Source organism: Klebsiella sp. PK18, from assembly GCF_057784655.1.
Map to the genome: position 1 here is coordinate 162,933 of NZ_CM173493.1, position 14,978 is coordinate 177,910.

Genomic DNA, 14,978 nt, shown 5'->3' on the forward strand with positions numbered 1-14,978 from the left:
AAGACAGAATGACCCTCTCCGGGCGGAGAGGGCAGGGGATCAGAATTCGCTGCGGGCGAAACCGGTCATCTCTTTCAGACCCATTTCCCGGCCCAGGGCGGTCATCGGATGGACGACCACCAGACCGCGAACGCTTTTCTTCAGCTTGCCCATATCGGCCTGCTCTTTTTTGGTGATCGCGCGGCGGAACGGCAGGCTCATTAGTTTTTGCGCCTCTTTGCTCAGCTTCTGGCTCTGGACGGAACGCAGACGTTCAATCTCCGCTTCCAGGGTGGCTTTTTCTTTTTCCAGCTCGGCGTATTTGTCGGCGGCTTCCACCAGCGACAGCTCGGCCTGCTGATGGCGGATGGCGTCGAGACGGTCGCTCAGGCGCTTGATTTCATTTTTTTCGACTTCTTTCATGATGACTTAATCTGTTAATAAAGGGGCTTCATTCGCCTATAGTATGTGCTGTGACCGTCATTGTTGATAGCTATTTATCAAAAATTCGCCGTTTATCGCCCGCAGAATGCTATACCAGCGCTCGCTAATAATTTGAATTTTATTAATATTCCGCCTAATACCCGTTCTAATTTCATTTCTGTGAAGCCCGTCGGAAGATAAGCACGTTTTCCTTAACCCGCGCCGGTGATTTGGCTAATGCTTAATCAGATTATTCCCAAAAGGAGGACGTGATGGCAAAGATCGGCGACGGCGTACCACGTTTAATCGATAAAGCGGTTGATTTTATGGCTTCCAGTCAGGCGTTTATGGAGTATTTGAAAAAATCTCCGCGTCTGCAGCATATACCGCGAGATATTCCCCAGGATAAGGAAGCGTTGTTTCTGCAGCGTCTGGAATATTATCGTCAGCTTTACCGGCCGACCTGCGACCAGACGGAGCCGGAGTCAGAGCGTTGATTTCTGGAAGGCTTTTTTTAAGCTGATTCGCGAAATCAGCTCAGTCAGGGACAACACCATTGTTGAGCGCACCATCTGCTGGTAACGCAGCTTCTGCATTGCCAGCAGTTCGGCATCGCTATCATCAAACTGCGGCGTTGGCGGCAGGGCGGCGACGCAGTGCAGCTCGCCGAACGGCCCGATAATTTCGTCGTCGGTAAAGCTGTACTCATTGCCGTCGTGGTTAAGCTCTTCGCGCAGGGCCATCAGCAGTTCGGCGTCTTCATATTCGGCACGACTTATCACCCCAAGGCCATAAATCAGCTTCAGGCGTACAGAGAGATCGCCGAGCGGCCCGCTGCCCTCCAGCAAGGGCTCGACGGCGTATTTCACCGCGTAGTCGTCTTTACGGAACACCTGAAGCACCAGAATATTGACCGCTTCCGTTAACAGTTCGACGGTGGCGATCAGGAAGCTTCGTACGGTTTTGCCAGCATTCAGACGCTCAAGCACACGGTTTTCAAATGCTTGTGTTTCTTCCATCATTGCCTGCATATCTGACAGGAGTCGTAATGGGCGCGACGTTGGTCGCGCCAGGTTGTGCATCATTTTTCCGCGTTGTAGTCGTTAACGGCCTCCGCGACGACATCACTTGCGGCATCCAGGCCGGAAATCTGCGCCAGCGCGGCCTGCGGCCCCTTGTCGGCGATCAGTGCCGCCAGCTCCTGCGCCTGCGGATCGTCTTCGCTACGGAAATGCATCGCCGCTGCAATCCCTTTCACCAGGTTGCGGTGCGGCAGACCGTATTCCAGGGTACCCAGCAGCGGCTTAATTAAACGGTCGCCAGCGCTCAGTTTGCGCAGCGGCTGACGGCCAACGCGCTCAACATCGTCTTTCAGGTACGGGTTCTCGAAACGTCCAAGAATTTTCTGGATATAAGCCGCGTGTTTCTGCGGGTCAAAGGCGTAACGTTTGATCAGCACCGCGCCGCTCTCTTCCATCGCGCCCTGCACGACGGCACGAATTTTCTCGTCGAGGATCGCGTCGCGAATCGTCTGGTGGCCCGCCAGTTTTCCGAGGTAGGCGGTTATAGCATGCCCGGTGTTCAAGGTGAAGAGCTTGCGTTCGACAAATGCCATCAGGTTATCAGTTAATTCCATTCCCGGGATAGTCGGCAGCGCGCCCTTGAACTGCGTCTTATCGACAATCCACTCGCTGAAGGTTTCCACGGTGACTTCCAGCGGGTCATGGGTGGCGGAAGCCGATGGCGGCACAATACGGTCAACGGCGGAGTCGACAAAGCCGATATGGGCTTCAACCCACGCTTTATCTTCTTCCGCCAGCGCGTTAAACACGTGGCCTTTTAACTGCGTGGTGCCGCGCACCATATTTTCGCAGGCGATAATGTTCAGCGGACGTTCGCTGCCCTGCGCTTTGCGCTTCGCCAGCCCTTTGGCGATGGCCGGGGCGATGCGCTCAAGTACGACGGGACCGACGGCGGTGGTGACCAGATCCACCTCAGCGATCAGGTCTACAACCTCATCGCCGATGCTGCTGACGGCATTGACGCCGGAGACAGTATCCACTTGCTCGTTCTCACCGACGACGTGAACCTGATAGCTATGACGGGCATTCAGGGCATCAAGTACGGTCTGATTGACATCGGCGAACGTCAGTTCAATGCCCGCGTCGGCCAGCAATTTACCGATAAAGCCACGTCCGATATTACCTGCGCCAAAATGTAATGCTTTCATAGTATTAACCTTCAATTAATGTTTTTACCTGAGAGGGCTGGGGTGAGGCTTTTCCCCTCACCCAAACCCTCTCCCAAAGGGAGAGGGAATGGACCGTTTTGGTTATTTATTCAACAGTGCCAGAACTTCGTCGACGCTGGTGGTTTTCGCCAGGCGCTCAATCACGGTTTCGTCATCCAGGGCGTTAGTCAGGCTGGTGATAACCTGAATATGCTCGTTGTTGCGGGCCGCGATGCCGATGACCAGACGGGCGACATCGTCTTCATCTTCCCCAAAGCGCACGCCTTCCGGGTACTGGCAGAAGACGACGCCGGTTTTCAGCACACGGTCTTTCGCTTCGATGGTGCCGTGCGGTACCGCGATGGACTCGCCGAGATAGGTCGAGGTCAGTTTTTCGCGGTCCAGCATCGCCTGCACATATTCCGGCTCGACGTAGCCGCCTTTCACCAGCTGCTCGCCGGCGAAGCGAATGGCTTCTTCTTTGGTGGCTGCTTTGCGCCCGAGGAATATGTTATCCGCACCCAACTGGAACAGGTTTTTGTCGCCATCATCAAAGCTGTCTTTCAGGCTATCGGTAACTTTCACTTCATTCTCGATGTGGCGCTGGGCCGCGACCAGACGCTCAGTCAGGCTGGTGTACAGACCGCTGTCGAGGAAGTTGGTCAGCGAAATATGCTGCGCCTGTGGTACCTGGCGCATCGCCCGCTCGGTCAGGTCACGGTGAGTGATGACCAGGTCAACATCCGGCGGCAGGTTATTGATCGCGCTGTTGGTAACCGAGATGTTACTCAGTCCGGCATCCTGCACTTTCTTGCGCAGTACCCCGGCGCCCATGGCGCTGGAACCCATCCCGGCGTCGCAGGCGACGATGATTTTACGCACATGGCTCAGGTCGTTGGTGACATTACCGGCCGCCAGCGGGCTGGCGCCTTTGGATTCCGCTTTCATGTCATGCATACGACGCGTTGCGGCTTCGATATCGTCTTCTTCTTTTACCTTGCTGGTCTTCAGCAGAACCGCAGAGACCACGAAGGAGACCGCCATCGCTGCGATAATCGCGGCGATGTTAGCGAAGTAGGCGCCTTTCGGCGTCATCGCCAGCACCGCCAGGATAGAGCCAGGGGAAGCCGGAGAGACCAGACCGCCATTGAGGATGGTCAGGGTGAAGACACCGGTCATCCCGCCGAGGATAACGGCCAGGATCAGACGTGGGTTCATCAGCACGTACGGGAAGTAGATTTCATGGATACCCCCCAGGAAGTGGATGATAGCCGCCCCGCCTGCTGACTGTTTTGCGCTGCCGCGACCAAAGAACATGTACGCCAGCAGAACGCCCATCCCCGGACCCGGGTTAGCTTCAATCAGGAAGAAGATAGATTTACCCAGCTCGTGGGACTGCTGAATACCCAGCGGCGAGAAGATACCGTGGTTAATGGCGTTATTGAGGAACAGGATTTTTGCCGGTTCCACGAAGATAGACGCCAGCGGCAGCATGTCGTGCGCCACCATAAAGTTAACGCCAGCCGCCAGAATTTTCGACAGAACTTCAACCGCCGGGCCAATGCCGAGGAAGGCCAGAATGGCGAGGATCATCCCGATGATGCCAGCGGAGAAGTTATTCACTAGCATTTCAAAACCGGATTTGATCTTACCGTCTACCCAGTTATCGAACTTCTTGATGCAGTAGCCGCCCAGCGGGCCGGCAATCATTGAGCCGAGGAACATCGGCATATCCGCGCCGACGATAACGCCCATGGTGGTGATCGCCCCGACCACGCCACCACGTTCGCCGCCGACTAATTTACCGCCGGTGTAACCGATCAGCAGCGGCAGCAGGTAGGTGATCATCGGACCGACCAGCTTCGCCAGCGTTTCGTTTGGCAACCACCCTGTCGGAATGAAAAGCGCGGTGATGATACCCCACGCGATAAACGCGCCGATATTCGGCATCACCATATTGCTGAGGAAACGACCAAAGCTTTGCACCTTGATCTTGATATCGGATGACATAAAACACCCCTTCTTCTGTTTTGCGTATCGCGCAGGCTTAAAGCCCGAGGTTTGTTGTTAATGTGGCGGCAGAGGTAGCCGGGCCCTGATTGATAGTGCGAAATCTGGCACTGAATCGTTTAGCTGTCCAGCCAGCGCCCTTTTGTGTGATACGGATCACATGAATATAGGGGGCAAAGCGCTTTTTGTAGTGATGTTGATCACATAATTCCTGTGTAAAAAAACAACACAGCGCCTTTTTAGCCGCTGATCTGCCTTTTTGTGTGATATTTGTCACAATTTTGTTTCGTGGTTTTGTTGTTTGTTTGTGATTTTGATCACAAAGAATTTCACGGTGGATTTTTGCCGCTGTGATCTCGGCCCGGTTTTGCGGCCAGGGCGAGGTGGCTCTGTAACTAAGCAACCTTAACTGCCGAATAACTTTTTTACGCCGGATGGCAAAAATGAAAGGCGTGAATTATGCTCAAAATAGCGGCCCGAATGTCAGTGGGTCGTGAATAAAATTCATATAAATTATTAGCGTAAAGCCGAGGGAATTATGTTTCTCAATTATTTTGCGCTGGGCGTTCTGATCTTCGTTTTTCTGGTCATTTTTTATGGGATTATCATTATTCACGATATTCCATATTTGATCGCCAAAAAACGCAACCACCCTCATTCCGATGCTATTCATGTCGCCGGATGGGTCAGTCTTTTTACTCTCCACGTCATCTGGCCGTTTTTATGGATTTGGGCCACGTTGTACCAGCCTGAGCGCGGCTGGGGCATGCAGCATAAGGCGAATACGGCCCCTGATGAACCTGAAAAAGAGACCGATATACAACAGCTTCGCCAACGACTGAGCGACCTTGAACACCAGGTGGCGGCCATCCAGCGGCCGCAGTCCACCTCTGCGGCGGAGAAATAATCTATGGATCTGTTGATAATTTTGACCTACGTGGCCATCGCCTGGTCGATATTTAAAATCTTCAAAATACCGGTAAATAAATGGACGGTACCTACCGCGGCGCTGGGGGGCGTATTTATTGTTAGCGCGCTTATTTTATTAATGAACTATAACCACCCTTACACCTTTCTGGCGCAAAAGGCGGTGATATCTATTCCTATTACGCCGCAGGTTACCGGAGTGGTTAACAGCGTCACCGACAAAGCGAATCAGCGCGTCAAAAAGGGTGAGGTGCTTTTTACCATTGACCCGGCACGCTATCAGGCGCGGGTCGACCGTCTGCAGGCCGACCTGGTGACGGCGCTGCACAGTATTAACACCCTCAAGGCGCAGCTCTCTGAAGCCCAGGCCAACACCACCCGCGTGTCGGCGGAGCGCGATCGCTTATACAAGGACTATCAGCGCTACCTGAAAGGGAGCCAGGCGCGGGTGAACCCGTTCTCGGAAAGTGACATCGATAACGCCAGGCAGAATTACCTTGCCCAGGACGCGCTGGTCAAGGCGTCGGTAGCGGAGCAGGCGCAGATCCAGAGCCAGCTGGACAGCATGATGAATGGCGAGCAGTCGCAAGTGGTTAGCCTGCGCGCCCAGCTGGCGGAGGCGAAATACAATCTCGACCAGACCACTGTGCGGGCGCCCAGCGATGGGTATATCACCCAGGTGCTGATCCGCCCGGGGACCTATGCCGCCTCGCTGCCGCTGCGTCCGGTGATGGTGTTTATCCCCGAGCAAAAACGGCTGATCGTCGCCCAGTTTCGGCAAAATTCCCTGTTAAGGCTGGAGAAAGGAGACGATGCGGAAGCGGTGTTTAATGCTCTGCCCGGGCAGGTGTTCCACGGCAAACTGGTGAGTATTTTACCGGTGGTGCCGGGAGGAAGTTATCAGGCGCAAGGGGCGTTACAGTCGCTGACCGTGACGCCGGGCAGCGATGGCGTGCTGGCGACCATCGAGCTCGACCCCAATGCCGAAATTGATGCGCTGCCTGATGGTATCTACGCGCAGGTGGCGGTCTACTCCGACCATTTCGCCCACGTCTCGGTGATGCGTAAAGTGTTGCTGCGGATGACCAGCTGGATGCACTACCTCTATCTCGATCATTAATGCGATCGGCGGCAGGTTGAGCGGGACGCTCACCTGCCTTTTGCCCCGCCCTGAGCCATACTCATATCTTTGTTGGCGATAATTTGTTGGCGATAAGGAGCAGGCTATGAAACTGATCGGCAGCTACACCAGTCCCTTTGTGCGCAAAATCTCCGTGATCCTGCTGGAAAAGCGCATCCCTTTTGAGTTTGTCAACGAATCCCCCTACAGCGAAAGCAACGGTGTGGCGCGCTATAACCCGCTGGGCAAGGTACCGGCGCTGGTGACAGACGACGGTGAGTGCTGGTTTGACTCCCCGGTCATCGCCCAGTATCTGGAGCTACTGGGCGTGGCGCCGCCGATGATCCCCGCCGACCCCAGAGCCGCTCTCAGGATGCGCCAGCTTGAAGCACTGGCGGATGGAGTGATGGAGGCCGCCCAGGCGCTGGTGCGTGAAAAGGCTCGCCCGGGCGCGCAACAGTCAGAGCAAGAGCTGCTCCGCCAGCGGGAGAAAGTGGCTCGCGGTCTCGACCGGCTGGAAGCCTGCGCGGCAGACGGAACGCTGCGCGGCGACGAGGTTAATCTGGCGACCATTTCAACGGCCTGCGCCATTGCTTATCTGAACTTTCGCCGGGTCGCGCCCGGCTGGTGCGCCACCCGGCCGCAACTGGTGAAGCTGGTGGATGCGTTGTTCCAGCGCGCCAGCTTTGCGCGTACCGAACCGCCGCGGACTTGACCCAGGCAGGTAACAGTTTGCGCAAGGAGGCGTTACAATCGCCGCTGATTGTTGACTCCCTCTCCCGTCGGGAGGGGGGAAATAACTTACCGCCAGGCCCATTCATGACTACCGATATTCGTGCGCTTTATACCCGGCTTCCGGCCATTGACCGCTTACTACGCGACCCCGCTTTTTCTCCCCTGCTGGCGCAGCACGGCCATTCGCAGGTGGTGGCGCAGCTGCGCCAGATGCTGGATGAGGCGCGGGAACAGATTAGCCAACGGCAGACGCTCCCTGACTGGAGCCATGACTGGCTGCACGCCTGTGAGCAGCGGCTCACCGCCGGCCAGCGGAGCGCCCTGCGTCCGGTGTTTAATCTCACCGGTACGGTATTGCATACCAATCTGGGGCGCGCCATCCAGGCGGAGTCGGCCGTGGAGGCGGTTGCCAGCGCGATGCGCGCGCCGGTGACGCTCGAATATGATCTCGACGACGCCGGGCGCGGCCATCGCGATCGCGCCATTGCCGATCTGCTGTGCCAGATCACCGGCGCGGAAGATGCCTGTATCGTGAACAACAACGCGGCGGCCGTTCTGCTGATGCTGGCGGCCACCGCCAGCGGCCGCGAAGTGGTGGTTTCCCGCGGCGAACTGGTGGAGATCGGCGGCGCATTTCGCATTCCTGATGTGATGCGTCAGGCGGGTTGTCAGCTGCACGAAGTGGGTACCACCAACCGCACCCATGCCAAAGACTATCGTCAGGCGGTGAATGACAATACCGCGCTGCTGATGAAGGTTCACACCAGCAACTACAGCATTGAAGGCTTTACCAAAGCCGTCGACGAAGCGGAGCTGGCGGCCATTGGCCGCGAACTGGACATCCCGGTGGTGGCCGACCTGGGCAGCGGGTCGCTGGTGGATCTCAGCCAGTATGACCTGCCGAAGGAGCCGATGCCGCAGGAGATGATCTCCGCCGGGGTGAGCCTGGTCAGTTTCTCTGGCGACAAGCTGCTCGGCGGCCCGCAGGCCGGAATTATCGTCGGCAAACGCGCGCTGATTGCCCGGCTGCAAAGCCATCCGCTGAAGCGGGCCCTGCGCGCGGATAAAATGACCCTCGCGGCGCTGGAAGCCACGCTGCGCCTCTATCAGCACCCGGAGGTGCTGACGGAGAGATTACCGACGCTGCGCTTGCTCACCCGTCCGGCGGAAGAGATCCGCCGGCTGGCTGAACGCCTGCTGCCTGACCTGGCGGCACACTATGCTGACTTTGCCGTCAGCGTGGCAGCCTGCCAGTCGCAGATTGGCAGCGGTTCGTTACCCGTTGACCGCCTGCCCAGCGCGGCGTTGACCTTTACCCCGCATGACGGCCGCGGCAGCCGGCTGGAGGCGCTGGCTGCCCGCTGGCGCGCGCTGCCGTGTCCGGTGATTGGCCGCATTGATGATGGTCGGCTCTGGCTGGACCTGCGCTGTCTGGAAGATGAAACCCGGTTTATGGAGATGTTGTTACGATGATTATTGCCACCGCTGGACATGTTGACCACGGCAAAACGACGCTGCTGCAGGCGATAACCGGCGTAAATGCCGATCGTCTGCCGGAAGAGAAAGCGCGGGGAATGACGATCGATCTCGGCTATGCCTACTGGCCGCAGCCGGACGGGCGGGTGCTGGGATTTATTGACGTTCCCGGGCACGAAAAGTTTTTGTCCAACATGCTGGCGGGGGTGGGGGGTATTGACCATGCGCTGCTGGTGGTGGCCTGCGATGACGGGGTGATGGCGCAAACCCGCGAACACCTGGCGATCCTGCAGTTGACCGGAAAGCCGACGCTGACCGTGGCGCTCACCAAAACGGACCGCGTGGCGGCCGCCAGGGTGGAGGAGGTCCGGGCGGAGGTCGAGCAGACTCTGCGCGAGCTGGGCTTTGACGCCGTCGCTTTCTTTCCCACCGCGGCGGCGGAAAACATCGGTATTGCCGAACTGCGCAGCCATCTGCTGCAGCTTGCGGAGCGCCCCCACCCGCAGCAGCAGCGGTTTCGCCTGGCGCTGGACCGCGCTTTTACCGTCAAAGGCGCGGGGCTGGTGGTCACCGGGACGGCGCTCTCCGGCGAAGTACGGGTCGGGGATACCCTGTGGCTTACCGGCGTCAACACGCCGATGCGCGTCCGCGGCCTGCATGCCCAGAATCAAGCGGTTGAGCAGGCGCACGCCGGGCAGCGCATCGCGCTGAATATTGTCGGCGATGCACAGAAAGAGGCAGTGCACCGCGGCGACTGGCTGTTGTCCTCACCGCCGCCGGAGCCTGCGGAACGGGTGATTGTCGAGCTGCAGTGCCATACGCCGCTCAGCCAGTGGCAACCGCTGCATATTCACCATGCTGCCAGCCACATTACCGGTCGGGTGTCGCTCCTCGAGGGCAACCTGGCGGAGCTGGTGCTGGATACCCCGCTGTGGCTGGCGGATAACGACCGGCTGGTGCTCCGCGATATCTCTGCTCGCTTGACGCTGGCCGGCGCACGGGTGGTGACGCTGGATCCCCCGCGCCGCGGCAAACGTAAACCGGAATATCTGCAGTGGCTGCACGCCCTGGCGGCAGTTGGCGCTGACGATGCGCAGGCGCTTGAGCTGCATCTGCAGCGGGATGCCGTCCGGCTTGAGCGCTTCGCCTGGGCGCGGCAGCTCAGCGAAGCCGGAATGGCGGCCCTGATCCAGCGACCGGACTATCTGCAGGCCGGACAGCGCCTGCTCAGTGCGCCGCTTGCCGCCCGCTGGCAGCGAAAATTGTTGGATGCCCTGGCGCGCTACCATGAGCAGCATCGCGACGAGCCGGGCCCTGGCCGGGAGCGCCTGCGCCGCATCGCGCTGCCGATGGAAGATGAAGCGCTGGTGCTGCTGCTGATTGAGCAGATGCGTGAGAGTGGCTTAGTCCACAGCCATCACGGCTGGCTGCATTTGCCGGAGCATAAAGCCGGGTTTACCGACGAGCAGCAGGCGGTCTGGCAGAAGGTGGAAACCCTGTTCGGCGATGCCCCCTGGTGGGTGCGCGATCTCGCGCGCGAAGTCCATGTTGAAGAGTCCCTGATGCGCGCGGTGCTGCGCCAGGCGGCGCAGCAGGGGATGATTACCGCGATCGTCAAGGATCGTTACTACCGCAACGATCGCATTGTGCAGTTCGCCCAACGGGTGCGCGAGCTGGATCAGCTGCGCGGATCAACCTGCGCCGCGGATTTCCGCGACACCTTAAACGTCGGGCGGAAGCTGGCGATTCAGATCCTGGAGTATTTTGATCGGATTGGCTTCACCCGCCGTCGCGGTAACGATCATATCCTGCGCGATAAGGCGTTGTTTCTGTAATCATTCACGCCAGCTCCCCGGCGGACTTCGTGCAGGGGAGCTGGCGAAAAGAACTTGTTAAAACCGCTGCGTGAGACCGCCGAAGCAATTTCGCGTGAGCTGGGTTTCACGGTGCGTGAAGCGTCAGGCAAATGACCACATCCTGCAGGCCATCTGACAAAAAACAGCGCTGATTCCATTCAGGATCAAAGCGCGGGCAGGGACTATTCTGGCACCCTGCGGTTTTATCCCCAGGGAGCAGAGGATGAACCAGTTTCTTATTGCCAATGCCCAGCGGTGTATTGGCTGTCGTACCTGTGAAGTGGCTTGTGCGGTGGCGCACCAGCAGGCGCAGGATGTCGCCGCCCTGTCGACGAACCATTTTGCGCCGCGTATCCGGGTGGTGAAAAGCGGTGACATATCGATGGCGACGGCGTGCCGGCAATGCGAGGATGCGCCCTGCGCCAGCGTTTGCCCGCAAGGGGCGATTCAGCGCGACAATGACGTCTGGTGGGTCGATCAGCGGCGCTGCATCGGCTGCAAAAGTTGCATGGTGGCCTGCCCGTACGGCGCGATGACCGTTACGGTAGTGAAGGAGCAGGCGCAGGCGCTGAAATGCGATCTATGCCATCACCGCGCTGAAGGACCAGCCTGCGTGGCCGCCTGCCCGACGCAGGCGCTGCGGGTGATGGTTCCCGCGGATCTGGAGGCGCTATGTGCGCAAAAACGCCAGCGGCTGGCGCTGGCGTGAGTGGGGGCGCTGACGGGCGTTACCCGCCCGTGGCGTCAGCGGCTATGCTTCCTGTTCGCGCCAGGCGAATTCAATCTCTTCGGCGAGAATTTTCACCCCGGCCTCAATTTTTTGCGGGTCTGGCACATAGTTCATGCGCATACACTGGTGAGTGTGCGGCCACGGCTTATCCAGACCCGGGAAGAAGTAATCCCCCGGCACCATCAGCACGCCGCGCTTTTTCAGCCGCTGATACAGCAGCTCGGTGGAGACCGGCAGGTCCTTAAACCATAGCCAGAGGAAAATGGCTCCTTCCGGTTTGTGGATCAGGCAGCGCTCCTCCGGCAAATAACGGCGAATAATGGCGATGGTTTCCTGCACCCGCTGGTAATAGAAGGGCTTGATCACCGTCTCTGACAGGCGCAGTAGATCCTGTCGTTTAATCATTTCGCACATCATTGCCGGCCCAATGCCACCAGGGGCGAGGCTGATAATGCCGTTCATGTTGCTGATGGCGGTGATGATTTTCTCGTTGGCGATGATAATCCCGCAGCGGCTGCCCGGCAGGCCCAGTTTGGACAGGCTCATACACAGCACGATGTTTGGATTCCACAGCGGTCGGGCGTCGCTAAAGATAATGCCCGGGAACGGCACGCCGTAGGCGTTATCAATCACCAGCGGGACCCCGTGCTGATTCGCCAGCGCATCCAGTTTGATCAGCTCTTCATCAGTGATGACGTTGCCGGTCGGGTTGGTGGGGCGCGAGACGCAGATCATCCCGGTCTCTTCCGTCACCTGCAGATGTTCAAAATCAACGTGGTATTTGAACTGGCCTTCCGGCAGCAGTTCGATGTTCGGCCGGGTGGCAACGAACAGATCCTCTTCCAGACCGGCATCGGCGTAACCAATATATTCCGGCGTCAGTGGGAACAGTACCTTACGCGTGGTGCCATCTGCCCGACGGCCTGCAAACAGATTAAATAAGTAGAAAAATGCGCTCTGACTGCCGTTTGTTAGCGCAATATTCTGTGGTTCGATCTCCCAGCCCAGCTCGTCGCGCAGCATGTTCGCCAGCAGGCTCAGCAGCTCGCTTTTGCCCTGCGGCCCATCATAATTACAAAGCGCATCAAGGGCTTTGCCATTATCCAGCATGTCGGACAGCAGCTGCTGGAAGTAGTCATTCATTTCCGGGATCTGAGCGGGGTTGCCGCCGCCCAGCATAATAGCGCCCGGCGTGCGCAGACCGTCATTAAGGTCTTCCATCAAGCGGGTGATGCCTGAATGACGGGTGAATTTGTCGCCGAAAAGGGAAAATGTCATCGCGAATAGTCTATCGGTGGTTCTGGAAAGTGGCTAACCATAACGCCAGCGCTAGCGTGGTGCAAATCGGCGGGAGGAGACGGCTTTTTATCTTTATCCTGTAAATTGCTATTTTGTTAGCGTTTTGTTCTGAATGGCTCCCCGCCAGGGCGGAGAGCCACCTGTGGATTACTGCTGTTGTCCGGCCCAGATGACCATCACTTTGTCTTCACCGCTCTCACGCACGAACCCGTAACCACGCGGCATCGACAGCGTTGTCTGTTTGCCCATGCCGATTGCCGGATGGCGAGCGCGGAACTGACCGATCTTCTGCCAGTGAGTGACGCTGCGGGCCGCCTTGCCGTTAACATCCTGCCAGTTCATCTGCGAACGGGTGCCCTGTAGCGGGTCCGAGCCGGTGGGGCCGAACGGACGTGATGATTCGTCACCATAGAAAATCTGCACGGCGCCAGGGGCCAGCAGCAACAGCTCCGCCGCAGTGGTGCCGCCTTCGCGGAACAGGCGCGTATCGTGCGAGGAGAGGTAACTCAGGACGTTAAAGCTCTGCAGCTTGTCCGCCATTTGCTGCCAGGTGAGGTCAATATTAGCCATACAGGTCGCCGCTTTCGCCGCCTGATCCTGATAGTCGAAATTGATCATCGCATCAAAACCGTGGCGATAATAATCGCTCTGCATCACTCCATGTCCCCAGGCTTCGCCGGTCATCCAGAACGGCGCCGCATCCAGCGCTTTATCCGGATTGGCTTTCTTCCACTCCGCCAGCGCGGCGGTGGCCTGGGTTTTTAACTGCTGCCAGGCGTCCATCTCCACATGTTTGGCGGTATCGACGCGGAAGCCATCGATGCCGTAGTCGCGCACCCACTGGCTCAGCCAGTGCGTCAGGTAGTCGCGCGGCGTATAGCCCGGGATCGCCTTCGCCGCGGTGTCCGGTTTATGGCTATAGAAGTTCGGCAGGCCTGAGGCTTCCTTCGATTCGGTTTTCAGGTCCGGCAGGAAGGCCAGCGACATGGTGAGATCGTCATAGCCTGGGTTGTCATAATCGCCGATATCGGTGCGGATCCACTTCTTGCCCCACCATTTCTCCCAGCCGGCTTTGTCGCTGAAGTTGATATAGTCGTTAAAGCTGTGCCAGGTCTGACCCGCGCCCGGTTTCCAGTCCGTCCAGCGCTCGCCAAGGGTTTTTTTCAGCTCATCGCCTTGCAGATACAGGGCGCCGAACTGGAACTCCTGCATGTCGGCCAGGGTAGCGTAACCGGTATGGTTCATCACCACGTCAAACAGGATGCGTATGCCGCGCTTATGCGCTTCATCCACCAGCCGGCGGAGATCCGCTTCGGTCCCCATGTTGGCATCCAGTTTCGACCAGTCCTGGGTGTAATAGCCGTGGTAGGCGTAGTGAGGAAAATCGCCCTTCGTGCCGCCGCCGACCCAGCCGTGGATCTGCTCAAGCGGGGAGCTGATCCACAGGGCGTTAACCCCCATCTGCTGCAGATAATCCAGCTTGCTGGTTAATCCCTGCAGGTCGCCGCCGTGGAAGGTGCCGATCTCCTGCATGCCGTCTTTATGACGGCCATAGCTGTTGTCGTTGGCCGGGTTACCGTTTACAAAGCGATCGGTCAGGACGAAGTAGACAGTGGCGTTGTGCCAGTCAAACGGCGCCGGGGCGGCGGTCTCGGCACGCTCGAGCAGCAGCAGGCCATTGCTGCCGAAGGCGGGCTGCAGGGTGATTTTGCCGCCGCTGACGGTCGCGACATTGCCGCTGTAGAAATCGCGGACCTTGCTGCCCTCGGCGAAGGTTTTGCTGACGTCGATGGTCAGCGGTTTTCCATCCCACTTCGGACACTGACGGATCTGCGGCGCCGCGGCGCTGGCCTCTTTTTCCTCCAGCGAAATCATCATTGTCGGTGTGCCGGAGCGGGTATCCACCTCCAGGGTATACAACCCCTGGCGGAAGATGCGCCATTGCGGCGGGGTGCCACGGCAGGGCTCCATGGACAGCATCTGGTTGAGCTTAATGCCGCCGGAAGGCTGCCAGCACTGCTGGTCAAAGTTTAGCTGCAGAGGACGTGTACCCTTCTCAACCACTTTCTGGCTGATGAATCGGCCCGTCCCTTCTTCGGTAAAGGCAGGGAAGTCGGTGGTAGTCCAGGCGGCAAAGGCCATCCCAGGCACGAATAACGTGGCAAGCGCAGCGAGTTTCATTGCGGGATCCTG

13 protein-coding genes and 1 pseudogene are annotated in these 14,978 nt (G+C 58.3%); 8 read left to right on the forward strand and 6 right to left on the reverse strand.

The features are described 5' to 3' along the window. Window positions 1-39 precede the first annotated feature (39 nt). Window positions 40-402, reverse strand: a complete 363-nt coding sequence (locus tag AC3EMD_RS00795) for a YibL family ribosome-associated protein (protein ID WP_008806861.1) — start codon at window positions 400-402, stop codon at window positions 40-42. A gap of 272 nt (window positions 403-674) precedes the next feature. Here AC3EMD_RS00795 and AC3EMD_RS00800 point away from each other — a divergent pair, with 272 nt between their 5' ends. Further along, window positions 675-899 (forward strand): hypothetical protein, encoded by a 225-nt coding sequence (locus tag AC3EMD_RS00800; RefSeq protein ID WP_012540317.1) that lies wholly within the window; start codon window positions 675-677, stop codon window positions 897-899. Here AC3EMD_RS00800 and mtlR read toward each other — a convergent pair. The 3 genes from mtlR to mtlA form a co-directional block, all read right to left on the reverse strand. After that, window positions 888-1,484: a mannitol operon repressor MtlR gene (gene mtlR, locus AC3EMD_RS00805; protein WP_002922401.1), complete on the reverse strand. Its 597-nt coding sequence runs from the start codon at window positions 1,482-1,484 to the stop codon at window positions 888-890. The two genes, AC3EMD_RS00800 and mtlR, sit on opposite strands and share 12 nt — an antisense overlap. After that, entirely contained in the window at window positions 1,484-2,632 is a 1,149-nt protein-coding gene (gene mtlD, locus AC3EMD_RS00810) for a mannitol-1-phosphate 5-dehydrogenase (RefSeq protein WP_008806863.1), read from the reverse strand. Before mtlD ends, mtlR begins: the two co-directional genes overlap by 1 nt. A gap of 102 nt (window positions 2,633-2,734) precedes the next feature. Continuing rightward, window positions 2,735-4,642: a PTS mannitol transporter subunit IICBA gene (gene mtlA, locus AC3EMD_RS00815; protein ID WP_004173919.1), complete on the reverse strand. Its 1,908-nt coding sequence runs from the start codon at window positions 4,640-4,642 to the stop codon at window positions 2,735-2,737. A gap of 538 nt (window positions 4,643-5,180) precedes the next feature. Between mtlA and AC3EMD_RS00820 the strand changes: the two genes are divergently transcribed. From AC3EMD_RS00820 to AC3EMD_RS00850, 7 genes and pseudogenes are all read left to right on the forward strand, one after another. Further along, window positions 5,181-5,549 carry a DUF3302 domain-containing protein gene (locus tag AC3EMD_RS00820; protein WP_004152044.1) on the forward strand — a complete coding sequence of 123 codons (369 nt, stop codon included), beginning with the start codon at window positions 5,181-5,183 and terminating at the stop codon, window positions 5,547-5,549. A gap of 3 nt (window positions 5,550-5,552) precedes the next feature. Continuing rightward, a complete protein-coding gene (locus tag AC3EMD_RS00825; protein WP_302073884.1) occupies window positions 5,553-6,689 on the forward strand; it encodes an HlyD family secretion protein in 1,137 nt (378 codons plus the stop codon). A 106-nt stretch (window positions 6,690-6,795) separates the two neighbouring features. Next, window positions 6,796-7,404 carry a glutathione S-transferase gene (locus tag AC3EMD_RS00830; RefSeq protein ID WP_004145238.1) on the forward strand — a complete coding sequence of 203 codons (609 nt, stop codon included), beginning with the start codon at window positions 6,796-6,798 and terminating at the stop codon, window positions 7,402-7,404. A 104-nt stretch (window positions 7,405-7,508) separates the two neighbouring features. Next, on the forward strand, window positions 7,509-8,897 hold the full coding sequence (gene selA / locus AC3EMD_RS00835) for an L-seryl-tRNA(Sec) selenium transferase (protein ID WP_302073885.1): 1,389 nt from the start codon (window positions 7,509-7,511) through the stop codon (window positions 8,895-8,897). Beyond that, complete coding sequence (gene selB, locus AC3EMD_RS00840) at window positions 8,894-10,735, forward strand: selenocysteine-specific translation elongation factor (RefSeq protein WP_302073886.1); 1,842 nt, start codon at window positions 8,894-8,896, stop codon at window positions 10,733-10,735. Before selA ends, selB begins: the two co-directional genes overlap by 4 nt. A 42-nt stretch (window positions 10,736-10,777) precedes the next feature. Beyond that, window positions 10,778-10,870, forward strand: a pseudogene (locus tag AC3EMD_RS00845) (IclR family transcriptional regulator); the annotation flags it as partial. A 109-nt stretch (window positions 10,871-10,979) separates the two neighbouring features. Then, window positions 10,980-11,465: a 4Fe-4S dicluster domain-containing protein gene (locus AC3EMD_RS00850; protein ID WP_302073887.1), complete on the forward strand. Its 486-nt coding sequence runs from the start codon at window positions 10,980-10,982 to the stop codon at window positions 11,463-11,465. Window positions 11,466-11,507: 42 nt separating this feature from the next. Here AC3EMD_RS00850 and avtA read toward each other — a convergent pair whose 3' ends face one another. Together avtA and AC3EMD_RS00860 are read right to left on the reverse strand one after the other, a co-directional pair. Then, window positions 11,508-12,764: a valine--pyruvate transaminase gene (avtA, locus tag AC3EMD_RS00855; RefSeq protein ID WP_008806869.1), complete on the reverse strand. Its 1,257-nt coding sequence runs from the start codon at window positions 12,762-12,764 to the stop codon at window positions 11,508-11,510. A gap of 168 nt (window positions 12,765-12,932) precedes the next feature. Beyond that, a complete protein-coding gene (locus AC3EMD_RS00860; RefSeq protein ID WP_008806870.1) occupies window positions 12,933-14,966 on the reverse strand; it encodes an alpha-amylase in 2,034 nt (677 codons plus the stop codon). Between the last annotated feature and the right edge of the window lie 12 nt (window positions 14,967-14,978).